This window comes from Streptomyces lydicus (genome assembly GCF_004125265.1).
Taxonomy (GTDB): Bacteria; Actinomycetota; Actinomycetes; order Streptomycetales; family Streptomycetaceae; genus Streptomyces; species Streptomyces lydicus_C.
Window position 1 is genome coordinate 4,281,885 of the sequence record NZ_RDTE01000003.1, and the last position, 21,042, is coordinate 4,302,926.

Here is a 21,042-nt window from a genome sequence, read left to right on the forward strand (position 1 = left end):
TCCCCCACCCTGCTCACATCCCCGGCCCGTTCACATCCCCGCCCCGCTCACACCCCCGCCCCCGTGGCCGGTCTTCCGCTGTGTGCTTGTGGCGGGCGTGGGCCACCAGGTGGTTGAGCACGGCGACGGTGGTGGCGATATCGGCGTCGTCGAAGCCGGCGAGCGCGTCGTGGAGACCGGCCTGGCTGGTGTGCTGAAGGCGGCCCAGGACGGCCTTGCCGTGGGGCGTGATCGCCACCTGCCGGGCGCGGCGGTCGAGGGAGTCCGGGGTCCGTTCAACCAGGTCCTGGGACTCCAACTGGCTGATCTGGCGGGTGACATGAGGCGGCTCGACCATCAGCAGTGCGGCCAGGTCGCCGACCCGGCTGACCCCGCCGCTGTCCTCCAGGGCCATCAACAGCCAGAGGTCGGAGCGCGCCGCCGTGACTCCCGCCTCGGCCGCCTGGCGTTCGTGGGCCCGGGAACGGGTGAGCAGGTAGGACAGCGTGGCCAGCACTCTTTGCAGTGCGGCGATGGGGTCCTGGTCTCTTCCGGGGTCCGGCATGCAGGCACTTTAGCTGCCCTTGGGGCGCCCGGATCCGCCCTGTGGCAGGTCGCCCGGGGCGCGCGCTTCCGCTCGGATTGAGCCAACCTCGGGGGCGCCTTGATCACCTCTTCCCTCCCCCGTTCGCGGTGAGTTAACGTGTGAACGACTTACTTGCTTAAGTTAGGTAACTAGAGGAGTAACCAGCCCTCGGTGAGCGTGATCCCCGCTGGTCACGGCGGCTGCCGAGGTGGTTACCGAGTTCGCAGAGCCCGTCAAGAGTTCGCAGAGCCCGTCAAGGAAAAGCGCTACCCGCACCGTTCGCCACGGCAGTGCCGTGTCCCGATCGTGGAAGGACCAGCCGCATGACGACTGCAGAACGTACCGAGGCAGAGCACGACACCGGCAGGGGAGCAGGCCTCACCCCCCTCACCCCCCTCACCCCCCTCGCCGTCCCGGCCACGCGGGCCGAAGGCTGCCCCTTCGATCCCGCGCCCGGTGTCGAACGGGCCCGCCGGGAGGAACCGGTCACCCGGGCCACGCTGTGGGACGGCTCCACCTGTTGGCTGGTGACCCGGCATCAGGACGTACGGGAGGTGCTCGGCGACCCGCGGTTCAGCGCCGACGCTACCCGGCCCGGCTTCCCCTTCCTCACCGCGGGCGGCCGGGAACTCGCCACCGTCAAACCGACCTTCATCCGCCAGGACGACCCCGAGCACGCACGGCTGCGCCGGATGCTCACCGCCGAATTCATGGTGAAGAAGGTGGAGGCGATGCGCCCCGAGGTGCAGCGCCTCGCCGACGGTCTTCTCGACCGGATGACCGCGGGACGCGACTCGGCGGATCTGGTGGCCGAATTCGCCCTGCCGCTGCCGTCCCTGGTGATCTGCCTGCTGCTCGGCGTCCCGTATGACGACCACAAGTTCTTCCAGGAACGCAGCGGCCTGCTGCTCAGCCTCCGGTCGACGGCCGAGGAGGTGCGCACCGCGCAGGAGGATCTGCGGCGCTATCTGACCCGGCTCGCCGAGTCCAAGCGACGCGATCCGGACGACGGCATCATCAGCCGGCTGGTCGCCCGCGGCGAGCTCGATGACGAGGAAGTCTCCTCGATGGGGCGGCTGTTGCTGATCGCGGGCCATGAGACCACCGCAAACATGACCGCACTGTCCACCCTCGCCCTGCTGCGCAACCCCGACCAGCTGAAGCGACTGCGCGCGGACCCCTCGCTGGTCAAGGGGGCCGTCGAGGAGCTGCTGCGCTATCTGACCATCATCCACAACGGTCTCCCCCGGGTCGCCACCGAGGACGTCACGATCGGCGGCCGCACCATCCGGGCCGGCGAGGGCGTGCTGTGCACCCTCAACTCCGCCAACCGCGACGACGGCGTCTTCCCCGGGGGCGACGCACTCGATGTCGGACGCGATGCCCGGCGTCATATCGCCTTCGGCTTCGGCGTCCACCAGTGCCTGGGCCAGCCGCTCGCCCGGGTGGAACTGCAGATCGCCGTCGAGACGCTGCTGCGCCGGCTCCCGGGCCTGCGGCTCGCCATCCCCTTCGAGGACGTCCGGTTCCGTCACGACATGGGGATCTACGGGGTCCACGCCCTGCCGGTGGCGTGGTGAGCCTCGGCCCGCCCGCCCCTCCACCTCCTCCAGCTCATCCATCTCGTCCATCCCGTCCAGCCCGTTCGCCCGCGGCCTCAGCAGCCCGGCGGCCCATCGTGGGGAGAACCATGCGCGTACACATCGACCAGGAGAAGTGCTGCGGCGCCGGAAGCTGTGTGCTGTCCGCACCGGAGGTGTTCGACCAGCGCGAGGAGGACGGCATCGTCGTCCTCCTCGATGCCGAACCGCCGGCCGGGCTCCATGACGCCGTCCATGAGGCAGTGGCCATCTGCCCGGCCGCGGCGATCTCGGTCGAGCAGGCGGACCGGGCGGGGCGGGTCTAGACGACAGCCCTGGCCAAGGGGAGCCCCCCAGTGCCGGCCCGGCCCGGCCCGCCCCGGCCCCGGCCGCCGGAGGCCACCCCACGGCTCCCGTTCGGCATGCGACATCGGGATGCGGCATCGGGATGCGGCATCGGCATCAACATCGGCATGCGACAGGGGTGCACACGCGTTTACCCTTGAGGGTGAACGCCCGTGCACCCCTGTCCGCCGTTCCGCCGCGCCCTACGGAGAGCCATGCCCGCAGCGATACCGGAGCCCGTCGAGACCGCCGTACCCGGCGGGGCCGGCCACCCGCGCGCACTCGTCGGCGTCCTCGCCTTCTGCGGTGTCGTCGTGGCCGTCATGCAGACCCTCGTCGTACCGCTGCTGCCGCACATCCCCCAGCTCACCGGCGCCACCCCGGCCGCCGCGAGCTGGCTGGTCACCGTCACCCTGCTGACCGGCGCGATCTGCACCCCCGTCCTCGGCAGGGTCGGCGACATGTACGGCAAACGCCGGGTGCTGCTGGCCTCCCTCGGTGTCCTGGTGCTCGGCTCCGTGCTGTGCGCCGTCAGTTCACAGATCGGGGTGCTCATCGCGGGGCGGGCCCTGCAGGGCGCGGCGCTCGCGGTGGTGCCGCTCGGCATCAGCATCATGCGCGACGAGCTGCCGCCGGCCCGGGTGCTGTCCTCGGTCGCGCTGATGAGTTCCACGCTGGGCATCGGCGCCGCGGTCGGGCTGCCGATCGCCGCGCTGGTCATCGAGCACTCCGACTGGCACACCATGTTCTGGGTGTCGGCGGCGCTCGGGCTGCTGGACGTCGTGCTGGTGCTCGGCTGTGTGCCCGAATCGCCACTGCGCTCGCGCGGCCGCTTCGACGTCCTGGGCACGCTCGGCCTGACCGTGTCACTGAGCTGCCTGCTGCTCGCCGTGACCCAGGGCGCCGGCTGGGGCTGGGCCTCCGCGCGCACCCTCGGGCTGCTCGTCGCGGCGGTGCTGACCGGCCTGGCGTGGGGCGCCTACGAACTGCGCTGCGTGTCGCCGATGGTCGATCTGCGGGTCTCGGCCCGGCCCGCGGTGCTGCTGACGAACCTCGCCGCGCTGCTGATCGGCTTCGCCTTCTACGCCAACTCGCTGGCCACCGCACAGATGGTGCAGGAGCCCCGGAACACCGGATACGGGCTGGGCGCGTCCCTCGTGGTCAGCGGGCTGTGCCTGCTCCCGGGCGGGCTGTCGATGGTGGCGCTGTCGCCGGTGTCCGCGCGGATCTCGGCGAAGCACGGACCGAAGGTCACCCTGGCGCTGGCCGCCGCGCTGATGGCGGTGGGGTATGTGGTGCGGTTCTTCACCAGCCACCAGCTGTGGATGATCATCGCGGGTGCGACGGTCGTGGCCTCGGGCACCGCGATCGGCTACTCCGCGCTGCCCGCGCTCGTGATGCGCGCGGTGCCGGCCGCTGAGACCGGGGCGGCCAACGGCCTGAACACCCTGATGCGTTCGGTGGGGCAGGCATTCTGCAGCGCGGCGGTCGCCGCCGTACTGACCAATGTCACCTTCCAGGCGGGCGGCCGGACCGCCCCGACCCTCCATGCGTACCTGCTGGTCTTCCTCATCGCCGGCGCCGCCGCGCTGCTCGCCCTCGCCGTCACGCTGTGCCTGCCCGGGGGCCGCACACCGCCGCCGGCCGGTACGGTCGGACAGGTCCGGCGACCGGCCCCGCCGGCGCGGACGGCGCTCACCCAGGAGGACGCATGACCGCTCAGGCCGAGGCCGCCGCAGCCGCCCCGGAGGGCACGGGCCGCCCGCGCCCGGCCACCGTCCCGACGCCCGCGACCGCCACCCCCACTCCCGCTCCCGGGACGGGCCCCGCCGCCAACACCGATACGGATCCGAGCCCCGCCACCGACCCCGGCACAGACCCGACCCCCGGCGCCGGTACGGAACCGGGCACCGTCCCCGCCCCCGCCACCGACCCCGGCACCGGCCGCGCTGCCATCCTGCACGCCGCCCGGCGGGCCTTCGCCCTGCGTCCGTACGCCGAGGTCACGCTGCGCGGTATCGCGGCCGACGCGGGAGTGAGCGCCTCATTGATCGTCAAGCGGTTCGGCAGCAAGGAACAGCTCTTCGCCGCCGTGGCCGACTTCGGCCCGGCGGCCGACGCGCTGTTCGGCGCGCCGCTGCCGGAACTCGGCCGGCACCTGGTGCACACCCTCGTCGGCCAACGCCGCGCCCAGCAGGGCGATCCGCTGCTGCGCGTCGTCTTCTCGCTGGGCATCAGCGACGAACGCTCGCTGCTGCGCGACCGGTTCCAGGAGCAGATCACCGACCGGCTCGCCACCCTGCTCACCGGCCCCGACGCCGCTCTCCGGGCCGAACTGATCGCCGCCCAGCTGATCGGCCTGGGCGCCACCCTCAGCATCCACCGCACCGGCGCCGCCTCCCAGGCCCCGCCCGAACGGCTCGCCGACCTCTACGCGCCCGCCCTCCAGCGGCTCATCGACGGCTGACCCGGCCCGGCGCAAGCCGGCCTACGACCGGGGCACCAGCCCGTCCTCGACCAGCCCGGCCAGCACCGCCTCCCCCAGCGCCTGCACCGCGGACTGCGGCCGCACCATCACCGTGAACTCCTTGATCCGGCCCGCCTCGTCGAACTGCAGCAGATCGATGCCGTGGATCTGCTTGCCGTTCACGGTGGCCCGGAAGACCAGGACCGTCGAGTCGGCAGTGCCGCCGTCCGGCCCCGCCGCCGTCTGGGCGCTGCCCTCGAGCTCGCCGACGTAACGGAAGTCCTGGAACGTACGGAGCAGTACCCCGAAGAGCCCGAGCACCATCGGCCGCCCCTCGAAGGGCGTGAACTTCACCGGGCTGTACAGGCGCACGTCCTCGGTGAACAGCTCCTCCACCCCGTCGAGATCCGCTGCCTCCACCGCCGCCTTGAAGCGGTCCGCCGTCGTCCCCATCGCTCGTCCTCCTCACCCCGGCCGGACGCACGATCCGGCCGGCCCTCATGGCTCATAGTCGCGACTATGATTAGTCATATTCTTGAGTATGGGAAGGGCGGTGGCCTGAGGACATGGCCCTCAAGCACGCAGTGCTGGCCGCACTGCTGGACGGCGAGTACAGCGGCTACCAACTGGCCAAGGCCTTCGACGCCGGTGTCGCCAACTTCTGGCACGCGCTGCCGCAGCAGCTCTATACGGAGCTGGCCAAGCTGGAGGCGCAGGGGCTGATCGCCGGCCGCCAGGTGGTCCAGGAGACCCGGCCCAACAAACGGCTGTTCCACGTCACCGACGAGGGCCTGGCCGAACTGGAGCGGTTTGCCACGGCCGCGTCCAAACCGTCGTTCATCCGTGATGATCTGCTGGTCAAAGTGCAGGCCGTGGACCGGATCGACGCCGCGCCGGTGATCGAGCAGCTGACGGAGCGGGCGCGGGTCGCCGCCGCCAAGGCCGAGATCTTCGACCAGTTGCTGACCCGGCTGCGCGGCGGCAGGGACGAGGCGGAATTCCTGGCCGCCGGCGACCGGATCGGCCCGTATCTGACCTGTCTGCGCGGCTTGGGTTTCGAACGGGAGACCCAGGCGTGGTGCGAGCGGATCGCCGGCGTCCTGCGGGAGCGGAGCGAGGCACGCCCGCGCCCCCGGTGAACCGTTCCCCAGAACTCCTTCGTGTGACTCCGGACATCAGCCGACGCGCACCCGGGAAACAGACATTCCACAAGAAAAAGGAATGGAAGGGAATATCCCCATGCGTCTTCGCCACACCGTCACCACCGCCGTCGGCGCCCTCGCGCTCGCCCTGGCCCTGCCCACCGCCTCGGCCGGAGCGGCCACCGGCCCCTTCACCTACGTGTACACCGACTCCACCGGCACCCCGCACGTGGGCCTGCTCGCCGACCCGCCCAGCCGGGCGTGCCTCGCCCTCCCCGAGGTGACCGACCCCACCGTCCAGCCCGCCCACACCCCGAAGAACTACACCTCGTCCGTCGTCACGGTCTTCACGGGCTCCGACTGCACCGGCGACCACTTCAGCCTCCGGCCGAACGGCGGTCACGCCTCGGAGCAGCTGAAGGTCCGTTCGGTGGTCTTCTCCTGATCCGACGCCACCACTTGCTCCGACGCCACCACCTGATCCGGCGTCATCAGCTACTCCGACGTCACCACGTGGCCCGACGTCACCATGTGGCCCGACGTCACCACCTGCTCTGACGTCCCCACCTGCTCTGACGTCCCCACCTGGTCCGAAGCCAGCTTCCGGAGCGCTTCGGCCGACCGCGACCCCGGTTCGGCGTGGTAGGTGATCACCTGCTGGTCGGGGTCCGCGGGCAGGGTCAGGGTCTCGTACGCCAGGGTCAGCCGCCCGGCCCGCGGATGGCGCAGGACCTTGCTGCCGAACCCCTTGTCCTGCACGTCGTGGGCAGCCCACAACTGCCGGAATTCCGCGCTCCCGAGCGAGAGCCTGCCGATCAGCGAGGCCATCTCGGGGTCGTCCGGATAACGGCCCGCATCGCGCCGCAGATAGCCGACCACGGCGGCGGCCTTGGCGTCCCAGTCCTCGTAGAGCTCGCGCGCGGCCGGATCCAGGAACACCTGCCAGGCCAGATTGCGGCGCTCGGGCGGCAGCGCGGCGAAGTCGCCGAGCAGGGCGCAGGCGAGCCGGTTCCAGCCGATGATGTCCAGCCGCCGGCCGAGGACATAGGCCGGGACGCGCTCCATCGTGTCGATCAGCTGCTGCAGCGCGGGGCGCACCCCTTGCGGACGGGCGGCGGGGCGGATGCGGCGGGAGACCGGGCGGGCGAGATGGGTGAGGTGATCGCGCTCGACGGCGGTCAGCCGCAGGGCGGTGGCGATGGCGTCCAGTACGGCGGACGAGACATTGCGGCCGCGGCCCTGTTCGAGGCGGATGTAGTACGCCACACTCACCCCGGCGAGCTGCGCCAGCTCCTCCCGGCGCAGCCCCGGCACCCGGCGCCGCCCGCCGTACTCCGGCAGCCCGACGTCCTGCGGCCGCAGCCGGGCGCGCCGGGAACGCAGGAACTCACTCAACTCCGTTCGCTGATCCATGACCGCAGTCTGCGACCGCGGACCGGGCCGGAGGGGGGTTCCGTCAGTAGTAGGCACGCCATGCATACGTTCAAGAGTGCACTGGTTACGGCCGGCGGGACGCCGCATTCTCGGTGGCATGACCCACACCTCTGCCTTCGCGTACGCCGCACCCGCCCCGAAAGCACCGCTGGAGCGGATCTCGATTCCGCGCCGCGAGCTGGGTGCCCACGACATCCTGATCGACATCAAGTACGCCGGTATCTGCCACTCCGACATCCACACCGCGCGCGCCGAGTGGGGCGACGGCGGGGCCTTCCCGATCGTCCCCGGCCATGAGATCGCCGGTGTGGTCGCCGAGGTCGGCGCCGAGGTCACCCGCTACAAGGCGGGCGACCGGGTCGGCGTCGGCTGCTTCGTCGACTCCTGCCGGGAGTGCGAGAACTGCCGGGCCGGGCTGCAGCAGTACTGCACCGGTGAACTCGGCATGGTCGGTACGTACAACGCCACCGGCCGGGACGGCGAGATCACCCAGGGCGGCTACTCCACCCACCTCGTCGTCGACGAGAACTACGCCCTGAGCATCCCCGAGAGCATCCCGCTGGACGCCGCGGCCCCGCTGCTGTGCGCCGGCATCACCCTCTACTCGCCGCTCGCCCACTGGCAGGCCGGGCCCGGCAAGAAGGTCGCCATCGTCGGCCTGGGCGGCCTCGGCCACATGGGCGTGAAGATCGCGCATGCGATGGGCGCCGAGGTCACCGTGCTGAGCCAGTCGCTGCGCAAGAAGGACGACGGCCTGCGGCTGGGCGCCGACCACTACCACGCGACCTCCGACCCGGCCACGTTCGAGGCGCTGGCGGAAAGCTTCGACCTGATCGTCAACACCGTCTCCGCCAACCTGGACCTCAACGCCTACCTCGGTCTCCTGCGCACCGACGGCACCCTGGTCCAGCTCGGCGCCCCCGAGAGCCCGCTGCCCGTCGCGCCGTTCGCCCTGCTCACGCGGCGCCGCTCGATCGCCGGCTCGCTGATCGGCGGCATCCCGGAGACGCAGGAAATGCTCGACTTCTGCGGTGAGCACGGACTGGCGTCGGACATCGAGGTGATCAGCGCCGACCAGATCAACGAGGCCTACGAGCGCGTCCTGGCGAGCGACGTCCGCTACCGCTTCGTGATAGACGCCTCGACGATCTGAACCATCTGATCCGATTCACCCGTCGGATCCACGAGCACCTTCCGCCCGGTTCCGGGCGGAGGCGCGCACGCCCGGGGCGGTCTGCCGAAGACCGACCCGGGCGCGCGCATGCCATGGCTCCTCAGCGCGGGAACCTCAGCGGGCCCCTTGCGCCCGCCGCATCGTCCGGGACGGCCACCAGGTCACCCGCCCCAGGAGGATCAGTGCCGACGGCAGGATCACGACGCGGATGACGAAGGCGTCCAGCAGGACGGCCACCGCGAGGCTGAAGCCGATCTGCTTCATCTCGGCGAGGTGCAGGAACATATAGCTGGCGAAGACCGTCACCATGACCACGGCCGCACTGGTGACGACCTTGGCGGAGGCACCGACCCCGTGCAGCACCGCCTCCCTGGTGGGCACGCCGCACAGTGCCGCCTCCCGTATGCGGCTGACGACGAAGACCTGGTAGTCCATCGACAGACCGAAGAGGATCACGAACAGGAACAGCGGGACACGGGACCCGATGGCGCTGGTCGCCGTGGCGTCGAAGCCGAACAGGGTGGTGGCCAGGCCGTGCTGGAAGAAGATCACGACCAGGCCGAACGCGGCGGCGGCGGAGAGCAGGTTGAGCGCGACCCCGATCAGGCCGAGCACGACGGAGCGGAAGACCAGGGCCGTCATCAGGAACGTCACGAGCAGCAGCGCCCCGACGACCAGGGGCAGTTTCTCGTTCTGGTGGGCGAGGTAGTCGGTGTCGTGCGCGACGTCCCCGCTGACCGCGAACCGTGCGCCGGGCACCTCGCCCACCGTGGCCGGCAGATAGTCCCTGCGCAGGCGGTCGAGCGAGGCGCGCGCCTGCGGGGAACTGACCTTGTGGGGCGTCGACACGTCCATGGTGGTGGTGCGCCGGTCCCGCGAGGTGCGCAGCGGCGGCGCGGTGTCCTTGGCGTAGAGGGAGTCCCCTCGGGTGCGCGCTCCCAACTCCCGTAGCGCGGAGGCCACTTCGGGTGCCTGCGCGGCGGCGGCACGGACCACGATCTGATGCTGGACCCGCAGGTCGGGGAAGGCCGCGGTCAGCCGGTCATAGGTCTGCAGGGCAGGGATCTCGCGGGAGTGGCTGTCCTTGTTGAGGACGCGCAGTTGCATGCCCACGGCGGGTGCCGCGAGGCCGAGCAGCAGCAGGACGGACAGGCACAGGGCGCGGACCGGGTGGGTGCGCGCCGGGCGCAGCAGGGCGCGCCAGAGGCGGCCGGTGCCGTCCGGCCCCACGCGCGGCGCCGGACGGCGGCCGGTCCGCCGCTCGCGGCGCGCCGCCCGGCGTTCGGCACGCTGGGCGATCTTGACCAGGAGTGCGGGCAGCGCCGTCAGCGAGCTGAGGACCGCGGCCAGTACGACGATGACGGTGCTGGTCGCGAGGGAGGAGAAGACCACGTCGGTGGCCAGGTAGAGGGTGGCCGTGGAGACGACGACCGCGAAGCCGGAGACCACGATCGCCCGGCCGGAGGTCGCGGCGGCCAGTTCCACCAGCGCCTCGGGCCGGAGCCGGCCGCCCGTGCGGGCCCGCTCCTCGCGTTCGCGCTTGAGGAAGAAGAGCGTGTAGTCGACGCCGACCGCCATGCCGATCAGCAGGATGACATTGGTGCCCACCCCGGCGTCCGGCAGGACATGGGAGACCACCATCGACAGGCCCACGGCGGCCGCGATCGAGGTCAGCGCCAGCAGCAGCGGCACCGCCACCATCAGTGCGGACCCGAAGGCGGCCAGCAGGGTCAGCAGGGTGACGGGCAGGGTGATCGCTTCGGCGAGCGCCAGATCCTGGCCGCGCTGGGCGTTGACGCCGACGCTGACCGACGGGCTCCCGGTCTCCGCCACCCGCAGCCCCGGGTGGCTGCGCTGCACCGCCGCGGTCTGCGCGGCGAGCGGAGCGACATGGTCCTTGGCGTCCGCCTCCGCCCCGTTCATGATCACGGCGACCCGTAACGCGCTGCCGTCGGCCGAGCGGACCGGGGGCGCGACCCGTGCCACCTCGGGCAGCTTCCGCATCCGGGCGGTGAGGTCTTGGACGGCCGCACCGGTCGCGGCGTCGTCCAGCGCGCCGGACCGGGCGGTGATGAGCACCTGCTCGACCGGCTCATGCCCCAGATGGGCCTCGGCGGCCAGGGTCTCCGCGCGGCCGGCCTCCCCGACGCGGTAGTCCTCCGCCGTGGCGTTGTGGGTGCCCGCCGAGAGGCCCACCCCCAGGCACAGCACCACGAACGCCAGCCATCCGGCGAGTGCGCGCCACGGGTGCCGCGCGCTCCAGGTCGCACACCGCACCGTGACCGGCGGTCTTTCCTTCGGCCCGTGCTCCGCCGGCCGCGTTCGCAACGCCACGCTCATGTGCCTTGCCCCCCTCGACAACACATCGCACCTTCACTGGTACGCATGTAAGTGAAGAATTACAGGTGTCGAGATAGAGCGTCAACCGTAAGATTGCGGTGAGCCGGAGGGCGCGGAGGCGTGGGACATGTTTGACAGTCCGTCGCGTCATGCGAAAACCTCCGCTGACAGGCGTCCGGAACGGCAAGAAGGTGGGCCATGAACAGCGAGGAGCTGCTGGCCCTGCTGTCCGCCGTGGGCCATGCACAGCGACTGCGGGTGATCGCCGAACTGGCCGGCGGCCGGCTCTACGTCAGCGAACTGGCCCGCCGGCTGGAGATGTCCCGGCCGCTGCTCTACATGCACCTTGACCGCCTGGAGAAGGCCGGTCTGGTGGTGGGCAGGCTGGAGCTGTCCGAGGACGGCAAGGCACTCAAGTACTTCGAACTGACGCCGTTCGAGCTGAAGCTGAACCTGGCCACCGTCCTCGCGGCCCTCCAGGAGGACCGGTCCGGGACGACCGCACCACACGGGACCGGGGACGCGGAAGGCGCGGTGGAGCCGTCCGTCCGCAAAGGGACCGAACGACCCTAGGGGGACCCGCACATGAACAGCAGCACCATCATCCCGATAGCCGTCCTGGTGATCATCTTCGGTGCGGTCACCACGATCGTGGTGTCGTACTTCAAGCTGCAGCGGCATCGCGCGGACGCCGCCGCACTGGCCGAGTACCGCAAGCTCGCGGAGCGATTCTCCGCCCAACAGGAGGCCGTGGGTGCGCAGTTGGCGGAGCTGGGCGACCGGGTCAAGGCCGTGGAGAAGCTGCTGCACAGCGTGGGCTGACGGCTGCTGCCCTGACGGCTGCTGCCCGGCGTGGGGCAAGGGCCGCTGACCGGCGTGGGTCGGGGACGGCTGACCGACACGGCTTGAGGGCTGCTGACCAGCGTGCGCCGAAGGCCTCCGGCGGACGGAAGCGGGCCGGCGAAGATTTTCCGCACCGCCCGGCAACCCCCGCCCCCGCCGCACGTCGTCACGGGTGAGGGCGCCTTCAGGCGCCGTCCCGTCGACGAACGTGGAGCAGCCGACCGTGAAGTCCGTGAAGTTCAGCCGTACCTCCCGCACCTCCCGTACCTCCCGCGCCTCCGCCGGTTTCCGGCCGTACGCCGCCCGTCTTCACCCCCGTCCCCGCCCCCGTCCGCGCGGTGCGGCCGGCGCCGGGCTGGTCGCGGCGCTCGCGCTGGCCGCGCTGTCCGTGGCCGGTACCGCGCAGGCCGACGACCGGGCACCGCAGCCGCGCCCGCACACCGGCTCCGCTGCCCAGGCACCCACCCCGCGACCGGCCGACGGCAGCACCCGGCCCACGCCCCGACCGGCCACCAGCGCCTTCCCCACACCCCCCACCCGGACCGACGCTCCCGGCACGCCCCGCCCCTCCGCCTCACCCAGCCGCCCGGCACCGCGGCCGAGCAGCGCCGAGCCCCGCCCCAGCGCCTCGCCGGCCTCGCCCGGCACCCACGGCGACGGCCCCGGCGCGTCCGCCCGCCCCGCCCCCGCCAAGGGATCCGGGGGCGGGAAGGAACTCGCCCGCACCGGAGCCTCCTCCACGACCACCATGGCGCTCGGCGGCACCGCCGCGGCCCTGATCGCCGTGGGTGGCGGCACCGTCTACGCGGTCCGCCGCCGGCGCGGCTGAGCCACCGCGAAAGGCCCCCCGCCGCACCCCGAGGAATCGATGGAGCACTCCGCCGGCCCGCAGTACGCCCCGGTACGGTTCGCCGTGCCGGGGCCCCGGTCTGCCCTGTGGCGGTGGCTGCTGCGCACCGCCCGCCCGGCGGCCGCCCGCCGCGAAACACCGCACCCCGGCCACCCGGCCCGCCATCCCGCGTACGGCCAACCGGCAGATTTCGAGGCCTGGTTGCCGGACGAGGCCGTCCCCGCGCCACCCGCACCCCCCGAGCCTCGGCCGACGATCAGCGAGCTCTACCACGCCCACCGGCTGACCATGGTCCGGCTGGCCGTCCTGCTCGTCGACGACCGTGCCACCGCCGAGGACGTCGTCCAGGACGCGTTCGCCGCGCTCTACAAGCGGCACGGCGAACAGCTCGGCGAGGTCGACAATGCGCTCGCCTATCTGCGTACCGCGGTCGTCAACGCCGCCCGCTCGGTGCTGCGGCGCCGGCGCACCGCACGCGGCTACACCCCGCCGTACGAAGCGGATGCACCGTCCGCCGAGGAGCGGATCGTGCTGGACGAGGAGCACCGCGAGGTGTTCGCCGCGCTGAGCGGGCTGACCGCCCGCCGCCGGGAGGTGCTGGTCCTGCGCTACTGGGGCGATCTGACAGAGGCACAGATCGCGGCGACGCTGGGCATCAGCCGCGGCGCGGTGAAGTCGATCGCCAGCCGCGCACTGAACTCGCTGGAAAAGATCTTGGAGGAGCGGTCATGAACGGCCCCGGCACACGACCCGGTGGCGCCGGCGGCGGGCCCGGTGATGCCACGGGCGGCAGCGGCGGCCGGGGCGGAGGCGGTACGGGCCCCGGCCCTGGCCCCGACGGCGCCGCGCCCGGGCGTCCCGTGGAAGACCGGCTGCGCGGGGCCTTCGCCGCGCGCGCCGAGAGCATCGCCCTGAGGGACCTGCGGCCGGCCGCGCCCCCGGGCCCGCACACCCGCCGTGGCCGGCTGCCCGGCCCGATGCGGCCGTGGCTGCGCCGTTTCGGACTGCCGCTGGCAGCGGCCGCCGCGACCGCCGCCGTCGTGATCGGCTTTCTGACGGCCGCCCCCGGCGCCCCGGACCGGCCCCTGCCCGCAACCCCGCCGAGCCCGGTCGGCCCGGCACCGTCCCCGTCATCCCGTACGGGACCGTCCCCCGTCCCGTCCCCGAGCCACCCGTCGCGGGTCCCGCCCCGTACGGGCGGCCCCTCCCGCTCGGCCACGCCCAACGGGACACCGGTCCCGCCGCCGCACTCTTCCCCTACGGACACCCCCACCCCCCGGCCGCCGGCGGAGCCGGGCGGCGGCCCCGCGAGGACCACCGCGGCGCCCTCCACGCCCCCGTCGGCCACCCCCACCCCACGGGGCAGCACCCACGTAGCACCCGGCAGAGGCGGCACTTCCTCATCACCGCAGCCCGGTTGAGAACAAGGGGCCTAAACCCACGGCCCCCGTTAGCCGTGCGTTAGCAGATCACCAGCACCCGCGCCGAAGGTCGTGTACACGCCACCGTCCCGGGGGAGCTCCCTATGCCGTCCACCGCCACCACCTGCCGGGCCACCACCCGCCGGGCCGCTGCCGCAGGTCTCCTCGTCGCCGCCGCGCTGACCCTGACCGCCGGCTGCCACGGCGCCCCGGGCAAGGGGGGCGAGGGCTCCGTCACGGCCTTCTCGCCGGCCCCCGCCCCACCCCTCCCGGACGGCGACAGCCCGCCCACGGGCCGGAACGGCCGGGTCGCCTGCACCCCCGAGATGCTCAGATTCCACGCCGGCGCACTGCCGCGACGGGACCGCCGCATGCTGCTGACGGTCACCAACTTCTCCCGCCGGACCTGCGACTTCGCCGCCCAGCGCTATCCGCTGCTGTGGTTCGGCAACGACCGGCGGCCCGCCCTTCCCGCGATCGGGGCGAGCCGGCCGCTCACCACCGTCTCCCTGGCGCCAGACGACACGGCGTACGCCACGATCATCACCTCCGCCGCCGGCGAGCCGGGCGGCACGGGCCACCGCGGCCGGAAAATCTCCCAGTTCGGCGTCGCGCTGGCCGCCCGCGCCACCCCCACCCAGGTCGGCCTGGACGGCCGCACCCCCGTCCATGTCGACCCGCACACCGCCCGGGTCACCTACTGGCAGCCCTGCCTGGAGGCCGCCCGGAAGTGGTGAAGGACCGGTTCCGGACCGCGGCGAACGGGGCGGGCCCCGACCCCCGGGAGACACCCCGGGACACGCCGCGCGGGTAGCCCGTTCGGGTCGCATCCAGCCATATCCACCGGCCCACCCCTCCCCAATGATCCAAATTTGCCGCCAATGATCCTTTTGCGTTGCTGCGGCATGGCTGCGCCCGGTGCCGCTCGCCCGGTAGGCTTTCCGTGTGATCTTCAAGCGCATCGGAAACGGCCGGCCGTACCCGGACCACGGCCGGGAGAGCACCCGCCAGTGGGCGGACGTCGCCCCGCGCCCGGTGCGCCTCGACCAGTTGGTGACGACCAAGCAGCAGCTCGATCTCGAAACGCTGCTCGCCGAGGACTCGACGTTCTACGGCGACCTCTTCGCGCACGTCGTGAAGTGGGAGGGCGACCTCTATCTGGAGGACGGGCTGCACCGCGCGGTCCGCGCGGCGCTCCAGCAGCGCCAGGTGCTGCACGCCCGCGTGCTCGAACTGGGCTGACGCACCACCTCCCCGGCCGACCGGCCAATCGGCCGGAAAACCCCCTTTACCGCTCGGTGCCGCCCAACCCACCCTGCCCGAATTGATCCTTTTGGGTTGGCTCTCGCACGACGCGTTGATCATCTAGTAGGCACGGCGTGCCCACCGCACTACGCTGCGCCCATGAGCATGCTGACGCCCCCAGGGATGGGCGGTAAGAAGTACCGCATCACGGGCGACAGGTATCCGCGGATGCGCCGTCCCCGCCACCGTCGCCGGATCGTCCTCACCGTCGTCGCCACGGCCTGCGCCCTCGGTCTGGCCGGCTGGGGGACCCTGCAGCTCATCGACGTCTTCGGCGGCCGTGGCAACACCGCCCAGGCCTCCCCGGGCACAGCGCACTGCCGCGACCACGGCAAGACGGACACCGCACAGGCCAGGAACGCCGCACGGAAACTGCCCGCGCCCGGCTCGCTGACCGTCAACGTCTTCAACGCCACCCCGCGCTCCGGCCTCGCCAAGCGCACCGCCGACGAGCTCCAGAAGCGCGGCTTCAAAGTCGGCAGGGTGGGCAACGCCCCCGCCGCCTACGACAAGAAGGTCAAGGGCTCCGGGATACTGCTCGGCCCCGAGGATGCCGACGGGCCGCTGAAGGTTCTGGCCACCCAGCTCACCGGCGCTCAGCGCAAGACCGACGGCCGCAAGGGCACCGACCTCGACCTGATCATCGGTGACACCTTCAAGGAACTGACCACCCAGCAGAACGCCGCGAAGTCCCTGGCCCTGCTGAACCGCCCGTCCCCGGCCCCCGCCGCCGACGCCAAGTGCTGACCGCACGCACACGGGCCCCGCACCAACCCGTGGTGCGGGGCCCGGCCGTTGATCAGTCGGGAAAGCGGTAGCTCCGTCAGCCGGCCGTGCCGTACATCCGGTCGCCCGCGTCGCCGAGGCCCGGCACGATGTAGCGGTCCTCGTTCAGCCGCTCGTCGACCGCCGCGGTGACCACCGTCACCGGCGCGCCGGCCAGCTCCTTCTCCATGACCGCGACGCCCTCCGGCGCGGCCAGCAGGCAGATCGCGGTGACATCGTCCGCGCCGCGCTGGATCAGCTCATTGATCGCCGCGACCAGCGTGCCGCCCGTGGCGAGCATCGGGTCGACGATGTACACCTGACGGCCCGAGAGGTCATCGGGCATCCGCGTGGCGTACGTGTGCGCCTCGTAGGTCTCCTCGTTGCGGACCATGCCCATGAAGCCGACCTCGGCGGTGGGCAGCAGCCGCACCATGCCGTCCAGCATGCCCAGACCGGCGCGCAGGATCGGCACGACCAGGGGGCGCGGGTGCGACAGCCGCACACCGGTGGTCGCCGTCACCGGTGTCTCGATGCCGACCTGCTCGGTGCGCACATCACGGGTGGCCTCGTAGGCGAGCAGGGTGACCAGCTCGTCGGCGAGCCGCCGGAAGGTGGGGGAATCGGTGCGCTTGTCGCGCAGCGTGGTGAGTTTGTGCGCCACCAGCGGGTGGTCGACGACGTGGATCCGCATGACATCGACACTAACCGAGCCGGAAGGCCGCGGCGCCCGCCGTGCGGCACCGGCCGCCGCGCACGGCATCGGAGTGTGGTCGGCATCAAACCACCGAAAGGAGGGAAAGTGGGCACGTACGCCCGATCGGCCGTCCTGCCCTCGGGCGAAGTCCTCGCCCGAGGTGGTGTGCGCGTGCCCGACCACAAGCGGACCGATGACCCGGACAACGCTGCCCTCGGCACCGGGGGCGCGGCCCCGGACGCCGGGGCTCAGGCGGCGCGCCGACGGCGCCGCGCACAATTTCTGTGGGAACTGCACGAGGCCAAGGAGCTGCGGAACCGCGTACAGCCGCGCCGCGCACGGGCCGAACGGATGCGCCAGGCCCTGCGGATGCGCACATTCCGCTGGTAGCGGAGGCCATTCCGCCGGTAGCGAACCACCTCCTCGCCCCCGCCCGCACTGCGGCACGTGAGCGACATCTCTCACAACCTCCGCACGACGCAGCGTCGAAGACCCCGCGCGAACGCGTTGTTTCTGCCACGATTCCGAAAGGGGCGGGACCAACGGCGTGCAGCGCCGCCCCGCCCGACCCGGCACGCCTATGACCAGTGGGAGAGTCACGGTGTACTTCGCCGCACTGCTCGCGCGCACCGAAGACGGGTGGGAAGCGAGCGATACGGAGCTCGACGATGTGGAGACGCTGACCGATCTGGCCGATCTGGCCCGAGAGGCGGCGGTCGACGACGACACGGTGGTGGCCTTCATCGAGCAGGAGGACGCCTGGTTCGGCGTCGTCCGGGTGGACGGCGAGGACGACCCGCGGGTCTTCCTCTCCAACGCCGCCGCTGCCGCCAGAAGCTCGTACGGCGCGATGCTGACCGACGAGCTGCTCGGCCGTGAGGAGGACGACGCGGCCGACGACCTCGACAGCCTCGACCTGGACGGCACGGAGGACGGCGAACCCGAATCGCACAACGACGTGGAGGACGACGACCCCCTGGAGGCGGTGAACGACACGGACGGCCCGCCGCACGGCCCGCTCGGCGATGCCGGACTCCTGGCCGACCTGGGCATCGGCGAGAAGGAGCTGCTGGCCCTCGACGGCGACGCGCTGGGCACCATTGCCGACGCCCTGGGCTGCACGGAGGTCCTCGAAGCCGTGCGCTGAGCCGGCCCGGCCGGGCTCCCGTCCCGGGACCCGACGGCCCCGCCCCGGTCACGTCCCCGACACTGGGGACATGACCGTCCCCCCATCCGCCTCTCACGCCTCCCCCGCACCCGACCCGCTGCGCGATCCGTGGATCGCACCGATGCGGCAGGCGCTGGCCGAGGCCGCCCGCGCCCCCGGGACCGGTGACGTCCCGGTGGGCGCCGTCGTGCTGTCCGCGGACGGCACGGTCCTCGGCACCGGCCACAACGAGCGGGAGGCCACCGGCGATCCGACCGCCCACGCCGAGATCCTGGCGCTGCGGGCAGCGGCCCGGACCCTACGGGAGCAGGCATCGCCCCCGGGGGACCTCCGTACGGACCTCGCGCACGATGCCGCCTCGGCGGCCGGCGGGCGACGGACGGGCGAGTGGCGGCTGACGGACTGCACGCTCGTCGTCACCCTGGAACCGTGCACGATGTGCGCCGGGGCGATCGTGCTCTCCCGGGTCGACCGCGTCGTCTACGGCGCCCGCGACGCCAAGGCCGGCGCGGCCGGCTCCCTCTGGGACGTCGTCCGTGACCGGCGTCTCAACCACCGTCCCGAGGTCATCACCGGCGTCCTCGAAGCCGATTGCGCGGCCCTGCTGACCGACTTCTTCCGCGACCGCTGAGCGGTGTCCCGCCCCCGCGCCGGCCCCTCTCCGGAATCCGATTTCGGCGCACGGCCCCCCTTGGGCTAAGCTCTCTCTCGGTAGCGTGTCCGAGCGGCCGAAGGAGCGCGCCTCGAAAGCGCGTGAGGGGGCAACTCCTCCGTGGGTTCAAATCCCACCGCTACCGCTCAGAGGGCGAGGGCCCCGATCCCCAGGGATCGGGGCCCTCGTCATGTTCGGGGTCCGCCCCGCGGCGCGGCCGGTGCGGATGCCGCGGCGGGCGCGGAGCCCCCTCACCACGGTCCGGCCCTCGGCGAGCGGCAGGCGACGCCGGCCGATGCCGGTTACTTCGTCTACTTCTTCACGGCCAGGGCGACGCCCAGCATGCGGGCGAACACCCCGACCATGGTCACGTCGTCCTGGTGCAGATCCCCCGGCCGGAGACCGTCGACGGCCAGAACTCCGAAGGATTCGTCCCCGGCCGTCACGGCACAGGCGATATAGGTCTTGTAGCTGTCGCTGTCGGGCTTTAACGCATCGGGTAAGAGATCCACATTTTCCACGAACGTACTGGTGCCGTCGTCGAGCAGCTTCAGGAGCTCCTTACCGCGGAGGTCCGTCTCCCGGAATGTCGTCACGGGTGCCACATTCCGGCCCGACCAGAGACTGTTACGGCATTTCACCTCGCGCTGCCCGGCCGGAGTACCGGGAACCTGTTCCAGAAAACAGGCCCGTACATCCTGAGGGCCGATCAGTGAAGCGGTGAGCGAGACGATGGCCTGCTTGGTCTGCTGCTGCAGTGCATTTCGTTCGGCTTTTGTCGGACTCGAAACAATCTGACCGAGGTTGGACGCAAGAGGAACGAGCACATCCTCGAAAGCCCGCCGCTGGTTCTTCGTCGCCGCCTTCGCGGCTTCGTTCGCCGTGGTGACCCGACGGCTGGCCAGCCAGACCGTGGCCACCGTGGCCACGCTCCCGACCCCAGTGATCACCCAGAACAGCCAGGTGGCCATGTCCAGCCCGATGACCATCTGAGCCACATACGCCAGAACCGCCAGCGCACCGGCGGAAAACGCACCCCACCCCATATGCAACCCCTCCCCTGTCCCCAACCCCAGGCTGCTTGCGCTGTCACGCACGATACACACAGAGTAGTCTCATCGGGCGAAATTCGTTTATCTCAGGGTTGATTCGGGTACTCCTGAGCTAGTGTGTGATGCCGGATAAAGGCGATGTGCTCGACATACGGTGGGTGCACGTCGGGAGGGGGTCGCTCATGATCGCGAGCGGCCAGTGGTAGCGATCTCGCCGCGAAAAAGATCGGCAGCCCACGGCGGGTGTTCACCTCGGGGGTTAGGGACGGAACTCATGCCCGACCGCCGCGACAAACGCACACGCGATGCAGAATCCTGGGGGGATTCAGTCATGAGTACGACTGCAGGTGTCTGGAACGGCGTGGCCTTAGAAACAGACCCGCGCATCGGGGAGTTTCAAGCAGATCCCGCTGCGTATATGGAGCAGCGTGCCGGCGCATTGCGTTCAGGTGACCTGGCGCAGGAACAGGCCCGCATCCTCAAGCAGAAGAACCAGTCCCTTCGGCTGACGCTGAAGACATTCCTGGGGCTTCTCCGCGGCAAGTGAGGCAGCCAGGACCGTAGTCGGCCGGCGCTGCGGCCGGCCAGGGCTGTGGTCGGATCAGCCTGTAATTGGTCAGCCTGGGGCCGGAGCGGAATCCGGCAGCGCCGGAACACCGGCGGCCCGCGGCACGGCGGACACAGCACAAAGCGGCGCGCCCGTCGAAACGGACGCGCCGCGTGGCCTTGTCGGCCCGTGGGGAATGACTAGTCGTTGCGCCGGTTGCGCGCCGCGCGGCGGAAGAAGCGCACGATCAGCCAGATCACCAGGATCACAACGACGAGGAAGAGAACGAACAGCACGATCAGGAAGATGCCGAGCTTCTTGAAGAAGCCGCCCTTCTTCTTCGCCTTCGACTTCCACTTCGACGTCTTGGACTTCTTGGCCTTGAAGACCGTCTTGAGCGGGGCCGAGTGGTGCGCGCTGTGGTGGCGGTAGACAGCGGACCGTGCGGGCGCGGCAGCGAGCCGGGAGGCATCGGCGCTCCGGTCCGGTGCGCTCGCGGTGGCCGCCGCCCGGGTGCCGTCGACCGCGTCGCGGCCCGCCGCCGTGGCCGGTGCGACGGCCGCGGCCAGCAGGCCGGCCAGCAGCGCCAGCACGACGGCCGGCCGGCGCCGCGCCGGCAGCGACCGGGGAGCCGGCCGGGCTGCCGCGACGGACGAATCGGGCTCACGCGGTACGGAGTTCATGGGCATTCTTCG

The 21,042-nt window shown here is 71.7% G+C and carries 26 protein-coding genes and 1 tRNA gene; 20 read left to right on the forward strand and 7 right to left on the reverse strand.

Features of this window, described 5'->3' with window-relative positions:
• Positions 1 to 13: 13 nt before the first annotated feature.
• Positions 14 to 544 (reverse strand): MarR family winged helix-turn-helix transcriptional regulator, encoded by a 531-nt coding sequence (locus D9V36_RS21100; protein WP_129295158.1) that lies wholly within the window; start codon positions 542 to 544, stop codon positions 14 to 16.
• A gap of 344 nt (positions 545 to 888) precedes the next feature.
• On the opposite strand from D9V36_RS21100, the gene D9V36_RS21105 reads away from it, so the two are divergent.
• From D9V36_RS21105 to D9V36_RS21120, 4 genes are all read left to right on the forward strand, one after another.
• Complete coding sequence (locus D9V36_RS21105) at positions 889 to 2,145, forward strand: cytochrome P450 (RefSeq protein ID WP_129295159.1); 1,257 nt, start codon at positions 889 to 891, stop codon at positions 2,143 to 2,145.
• Positions 2,146 to 2,255: 110 nt separating this feature from the next.
• Positions 2,256 to 2,471 (forward strand): ferredoxin, encoded by a 216-nt coding sequence (locus tag D9V36_RS21110; RefSeq protein WP_088798993.1) that lies wholly within the window; start codon positions 2,256 to 2,258, stop codon positions 2,469 to 2,471.
• Between the two features lie 234 nt (positions 2,472 to 2,705).
• The gene (locus D9V36_RS21115) at positions 2,706 to 4,205 is read left to right on the forward strand and encodes an MFS transporter (RefSeq protein ID WP_129295160.1); all 1,500 of its coding nucleotides are present in this window, start codon (positions 2,706 to 2,708) and stop codon (positions 4,203 to 4,205) included.
• Positions 4,202 to 4,957: a TetR family transcriptional regulator gene (locus D9V36_RS21120; protein ID WP_129295161.1), complete on the forward strand. Its 756-nt coding sequence runs from the start codon at positions 4,202 to 4,204 to the stop codon at positions 4,955 to 4,957. The genes D9V36_RS21115 and D9V36_RS21120 overlap by 4 nt, the downstream gene beginning before the upstream one ends.
• 21 nt (positions 4,958 to 4,978) lie before the next feature.
• On the opposite strand, the gene D9V36_RS21125 is transcribed toward D9V36_RS21120, so the two are convergent.
• On the reverse strand, positions 4,979 to 5,410 hold the full coding sequence (locus D9V36_RS21125) for a nuclear transport factor 2 family protein (RefSeq protein ID WP_129295162.1): 432 nt from the start codon (positions 5,408 to 5,410) through the stop codon (positions 4,979 to 4,981).
• Between the two features lie 113 nt (positions 5,411 to 5,523).
• Here D9V36_RS21125 and D9V36_RS21130 point away from each other — a divergent pair, with 113 nt between their 5' ends.
• Both D9V36_RS21130 and D9V36_RS21135 read left to right on the forward strand, forming a co-directional pair.
• The gene (locus D9V36_RS21130) at positions 5,524 to 6,096 is read left to right on the forward strand and encodes a PadR family transcriptional regulator (RefSeq protein WP_129295163.1); all 573 of its coding nucleotides are present in this window, start codon (positions 5,524 to 5,526) and stop codon (positions 6,094 to 6,096) included.
• 100 nt (positions 6,097 to 6,196) lie between these two features.
• Positions 6,197 to 6,544, forward strand: coding sequence for a hypothetical protein (locus D9V36_RS21135; RefSeq protein WP_129295164.1), 348 nt, complete (start codon positions 6,197 to 6,199; stop codon positions 6,542 to 6,544).
• Positions 6,545 to 6,594: 50 nt separating this feature from the next.
• On the opposite strand, the gene D9V36_RS21140 is transcribed toward D9V36_RS21135, so the two are convergent.
• Complete coding sequence (locus D9V36_RS21140) at positions 6,595 to 7,512, reverse strand: helix-turn-helix domain-containing protein (RefSeq protein ID WP_129295165.1); 918 nt, start codon at positions 7,510 to 7,512, stop codon at positions 6,595 to 6,597.
• Between the two features lie 118 nt (positions 7,513 to 7,630).
• On the opposite strand from D9V36_RS21140, the gene D9V36_RS21145 reads away from it, so the two are divergent.
• A complete protein-coding gene (locus D9V36_RS21145) occupies positions 7,631 to 8,686 on the forward strand; it encodes an NAD(P)-dependent alcohol dehydrogenase (RefSeq protein WP_129295166.1) in 1,056 nt (351 codons plus the stop codon).
• A gap of 135 nt (positions 8,687 to 8,821) precedes the next feature.
• Here the strand turns inward: D9V36_RS21145 and D9V36_RS21150 are convergent, their stop codons facing one another.
• Complete coding sequence (locus D9V36_RS21150; protein WP_129295167.1) at positions 8,822 to 11,047, reverse strand: MMPL family transporter; 2,226 nt, start codon at positions 11,045 to 11,047, stop codon at positions 8,822 to 8,824.
• Positions 11,048 to 11,245: 198 nt separating this feature from the next.
• Between D9V36_RS21150 and D9V36_RS21155 the strand changes: the two genes are divergently transcribed.
• The 8 genes from D9V36_RS21155 to D9V36_RS21190 all read left to right on the forward strand — a co-directional run bounded on the left by D9V36_RS21155 (position 11,246) and on the right by D9V36_RS21190 (position 16,213).
• Entirely contained in the window at positions 11,246 to 11,620 is a 375-nt protein-coding gene (locus D9V36_RS21155) for an ArsR/SmtB family transcription factor (RefSeq protein ID WP_129295168.1), read from the forward strand.
• A gap of 12 nt (positions 11,621 to 11,632) precedes the next feature.
• Positions 11,633 to 11,869 (forward strand): hypothetical protein, encoded by a 237-nt coding sequence (locus D9V36_RS21160; protein WP_129295169.1) that lies wholly within the window; start codon positions 11,633 to 11,635, stop codon positions 11,867 to 11,869.
• A gap of 229 nt (positions 11,870 to 12,098) precedes the next feature.
• On the forward strand, positions 12,099 to 12,719 hold the full coding sequence (locus D9V36_RS21165) for an LPXTG cell wall anchor domain-containing protein (RefSeq protein WP_129295170.1): 621 nt from the start codon (positions 12,099 to 12,101) through the stop codon (positions 12,717 to 12,719).
• 39 nt (positions 12,720 to 12,758) lie between these two features.
• Positions 12,759 to 13,472, forward strand: a complete 714-nt coding sequence (locus D9V36_RS21170) for an RNA polymerase sigma factor (RefSeq protein WP_206739703.1) — start codon at positions 12,759 to 12,761, stop codon at positions 13,470 to 13,472.
• The gene (locus tag D9V36_RS41480; protein WP_206739704.1) at positions 13,469 to 14,161 is read left to right on the forward strand and encodes a hypothetical protein; all 693 of its coding nucleotides are present in this window, start codon (positions 13,469 to 13,471) and stop codon (positions 14,159 to 14,161) included. The genes D9V36_RS21170 and D9V36_RS41480 overlap by 4 nt, the downstream gene beginning before the upstream one ends.
• 104 nt (positions 14,162 to 14,265) lie before the next feature.
• Complete coding sequence (locus tag D9V36_RS21180) at positions 14,266 to 14,898, forward strand: DUF4232 domain-containing protein (protein WP_129295171.1); 633 nt, start codon at positions 14,266 to 14,268, stop codon at positions 14,896 to 14,898.
• A gap of 208 nt (positions 14,899 to 15,106) precedes the next feature.
• Positions 15,107 to 15,403, forward strand: a complete 297-nt coding sequence (locus D9V36_RS21185) for a type II toxin-antitoxin system VapB family antitoxin (RefSeq protein WP_030084955.1) — start codon at positions 15,107 to 15,109, stop codon at positions 15,401 to 15,403.
• Positions 15,404 to 15,565: 162 nt separating this feature from the next.
• Positions 15,566 to 16,213, forward strand: a complete 648-nt coding sequence (locus D9V36_RS21190) for a LytR C-terminal domain-containing protein (RefSeq protein ID WP_129295172.1) — start codon at positions 15,566 to 15,568, stop codon at positions 16,211 to 16,213.
• 76 nt (positions 16,214 to 16,289) lie between these two features.
• Here the strand turns inward: D9V36_RS21190 and upp are convergent, their stop codons facing one another.
• Complete coding sequence (gene upp / locus D9V36_RS21195; protein WP_129295173.1) at positions 16,290 to 16,925, reverse strand: uracil phosphoribosyltransferase; 636 nt, start codon at positions 16,923 to 16,925, stop codon at positions 16,290 to 16,292.
• 174 nt (positions 16,926 to 17,099) lie between these two features.
• On the opposite strand from upp, the gene D9V36_RS21200 reads away from it, so the two are divergent.
• The 4 genes from D9V36_RS21200 (at position 17,100) to D9V36_RS21215 (ending at position 18,893) form a co-directional block, all read left to right on the forward strand.
• Positions 17,100 to 17,318, forward strand: a complete 219-nt coding sequence (locus tag D9V36_RS21200; RefSeq protein WP_129298577.1) for a hypothetical protein — start codon at positions 17,100 to 17,102, stop codon at positions 17,316 to 17,318.
• Positions 17,319 to 17,508: 190 nt separating this feature from the next.
• A complete protein-coding gene (locus D9V36_RS21205) occupies positions 17,509 to 18,075 on the forward strand; it encodes a hypothetical protein (RefSeq protein WP_241720961.1) in 567 nt (188 codons plus the stop codon).
• A 70-nt stretch (positions 18,076 to 18,145) separates the two neighbouring features.
• On the forward strand, positions 18,146 to 18,727 hold the full coding sequence (locus D9V36_RS21210) for a nucleoside deaminase (protein WP_129295174.1): 582 nt from the start codon (positions 18,146 to 18,148) through the stop codon (positions 18,725 to 18,727).
• 79 nt (positions 18,728 to 18,806) lie between these two features.
• A tRNA-Ser gene (locus D9V36_RS21215) sits at positions 18,807 to 18,893 on the forward strand.
• A 166-nt stretch (positions 18,894 to 19,059) separates the two neighbouring features.
• Here the strand turns inward: D9V36_RS21215 and D9V36_RS21220 are convergent.
• Positions 19,060 to 19,845, reverse strand: a complete 786-nt coding sequence (locus D9V36_RS21220; protein ID WP_241720962.1) for a hypothetical protein — start codon at positions 19,843 to 19,845, stop codon at positions 19,060 to 19,062.
• Between the two features lie 286 nt (positions 19,846 to 20,131).
• On the opposite strand from D9V36_RS21220, the gene D9V36_RS21225 reads away from it, so the two are divergent.
• Positions 20,132 to 20,347, forward strand: coding sequence for a hypothetical protein (locus tag D9V36_RS21225; protein ID WP_129295175.1), 216 nt, complete (start codon positions 20,132 to 20,134; stop codon positions 20,345 to 20,347).
• Positions 20,348 to 20,547: 200 nt separating this feature from the next.
• Here the strand turns inward: D9V36_RS21225 and D9V36_RS41030 are convergent, their stop codons facing one another.
• Positions 20,548 to 21,030, reverse strand: coding sequence for a hypothetical protein (locus D9V36_RS41030; protein ID WP_164993000.1), 483 nt, complete (start codon positions 21,028 to 21,030; stop codon positions 20,548 to 20,550).
• Between the last annotated feature and the right edge of the window lie 12 nt (positions 21,031 to 21,042).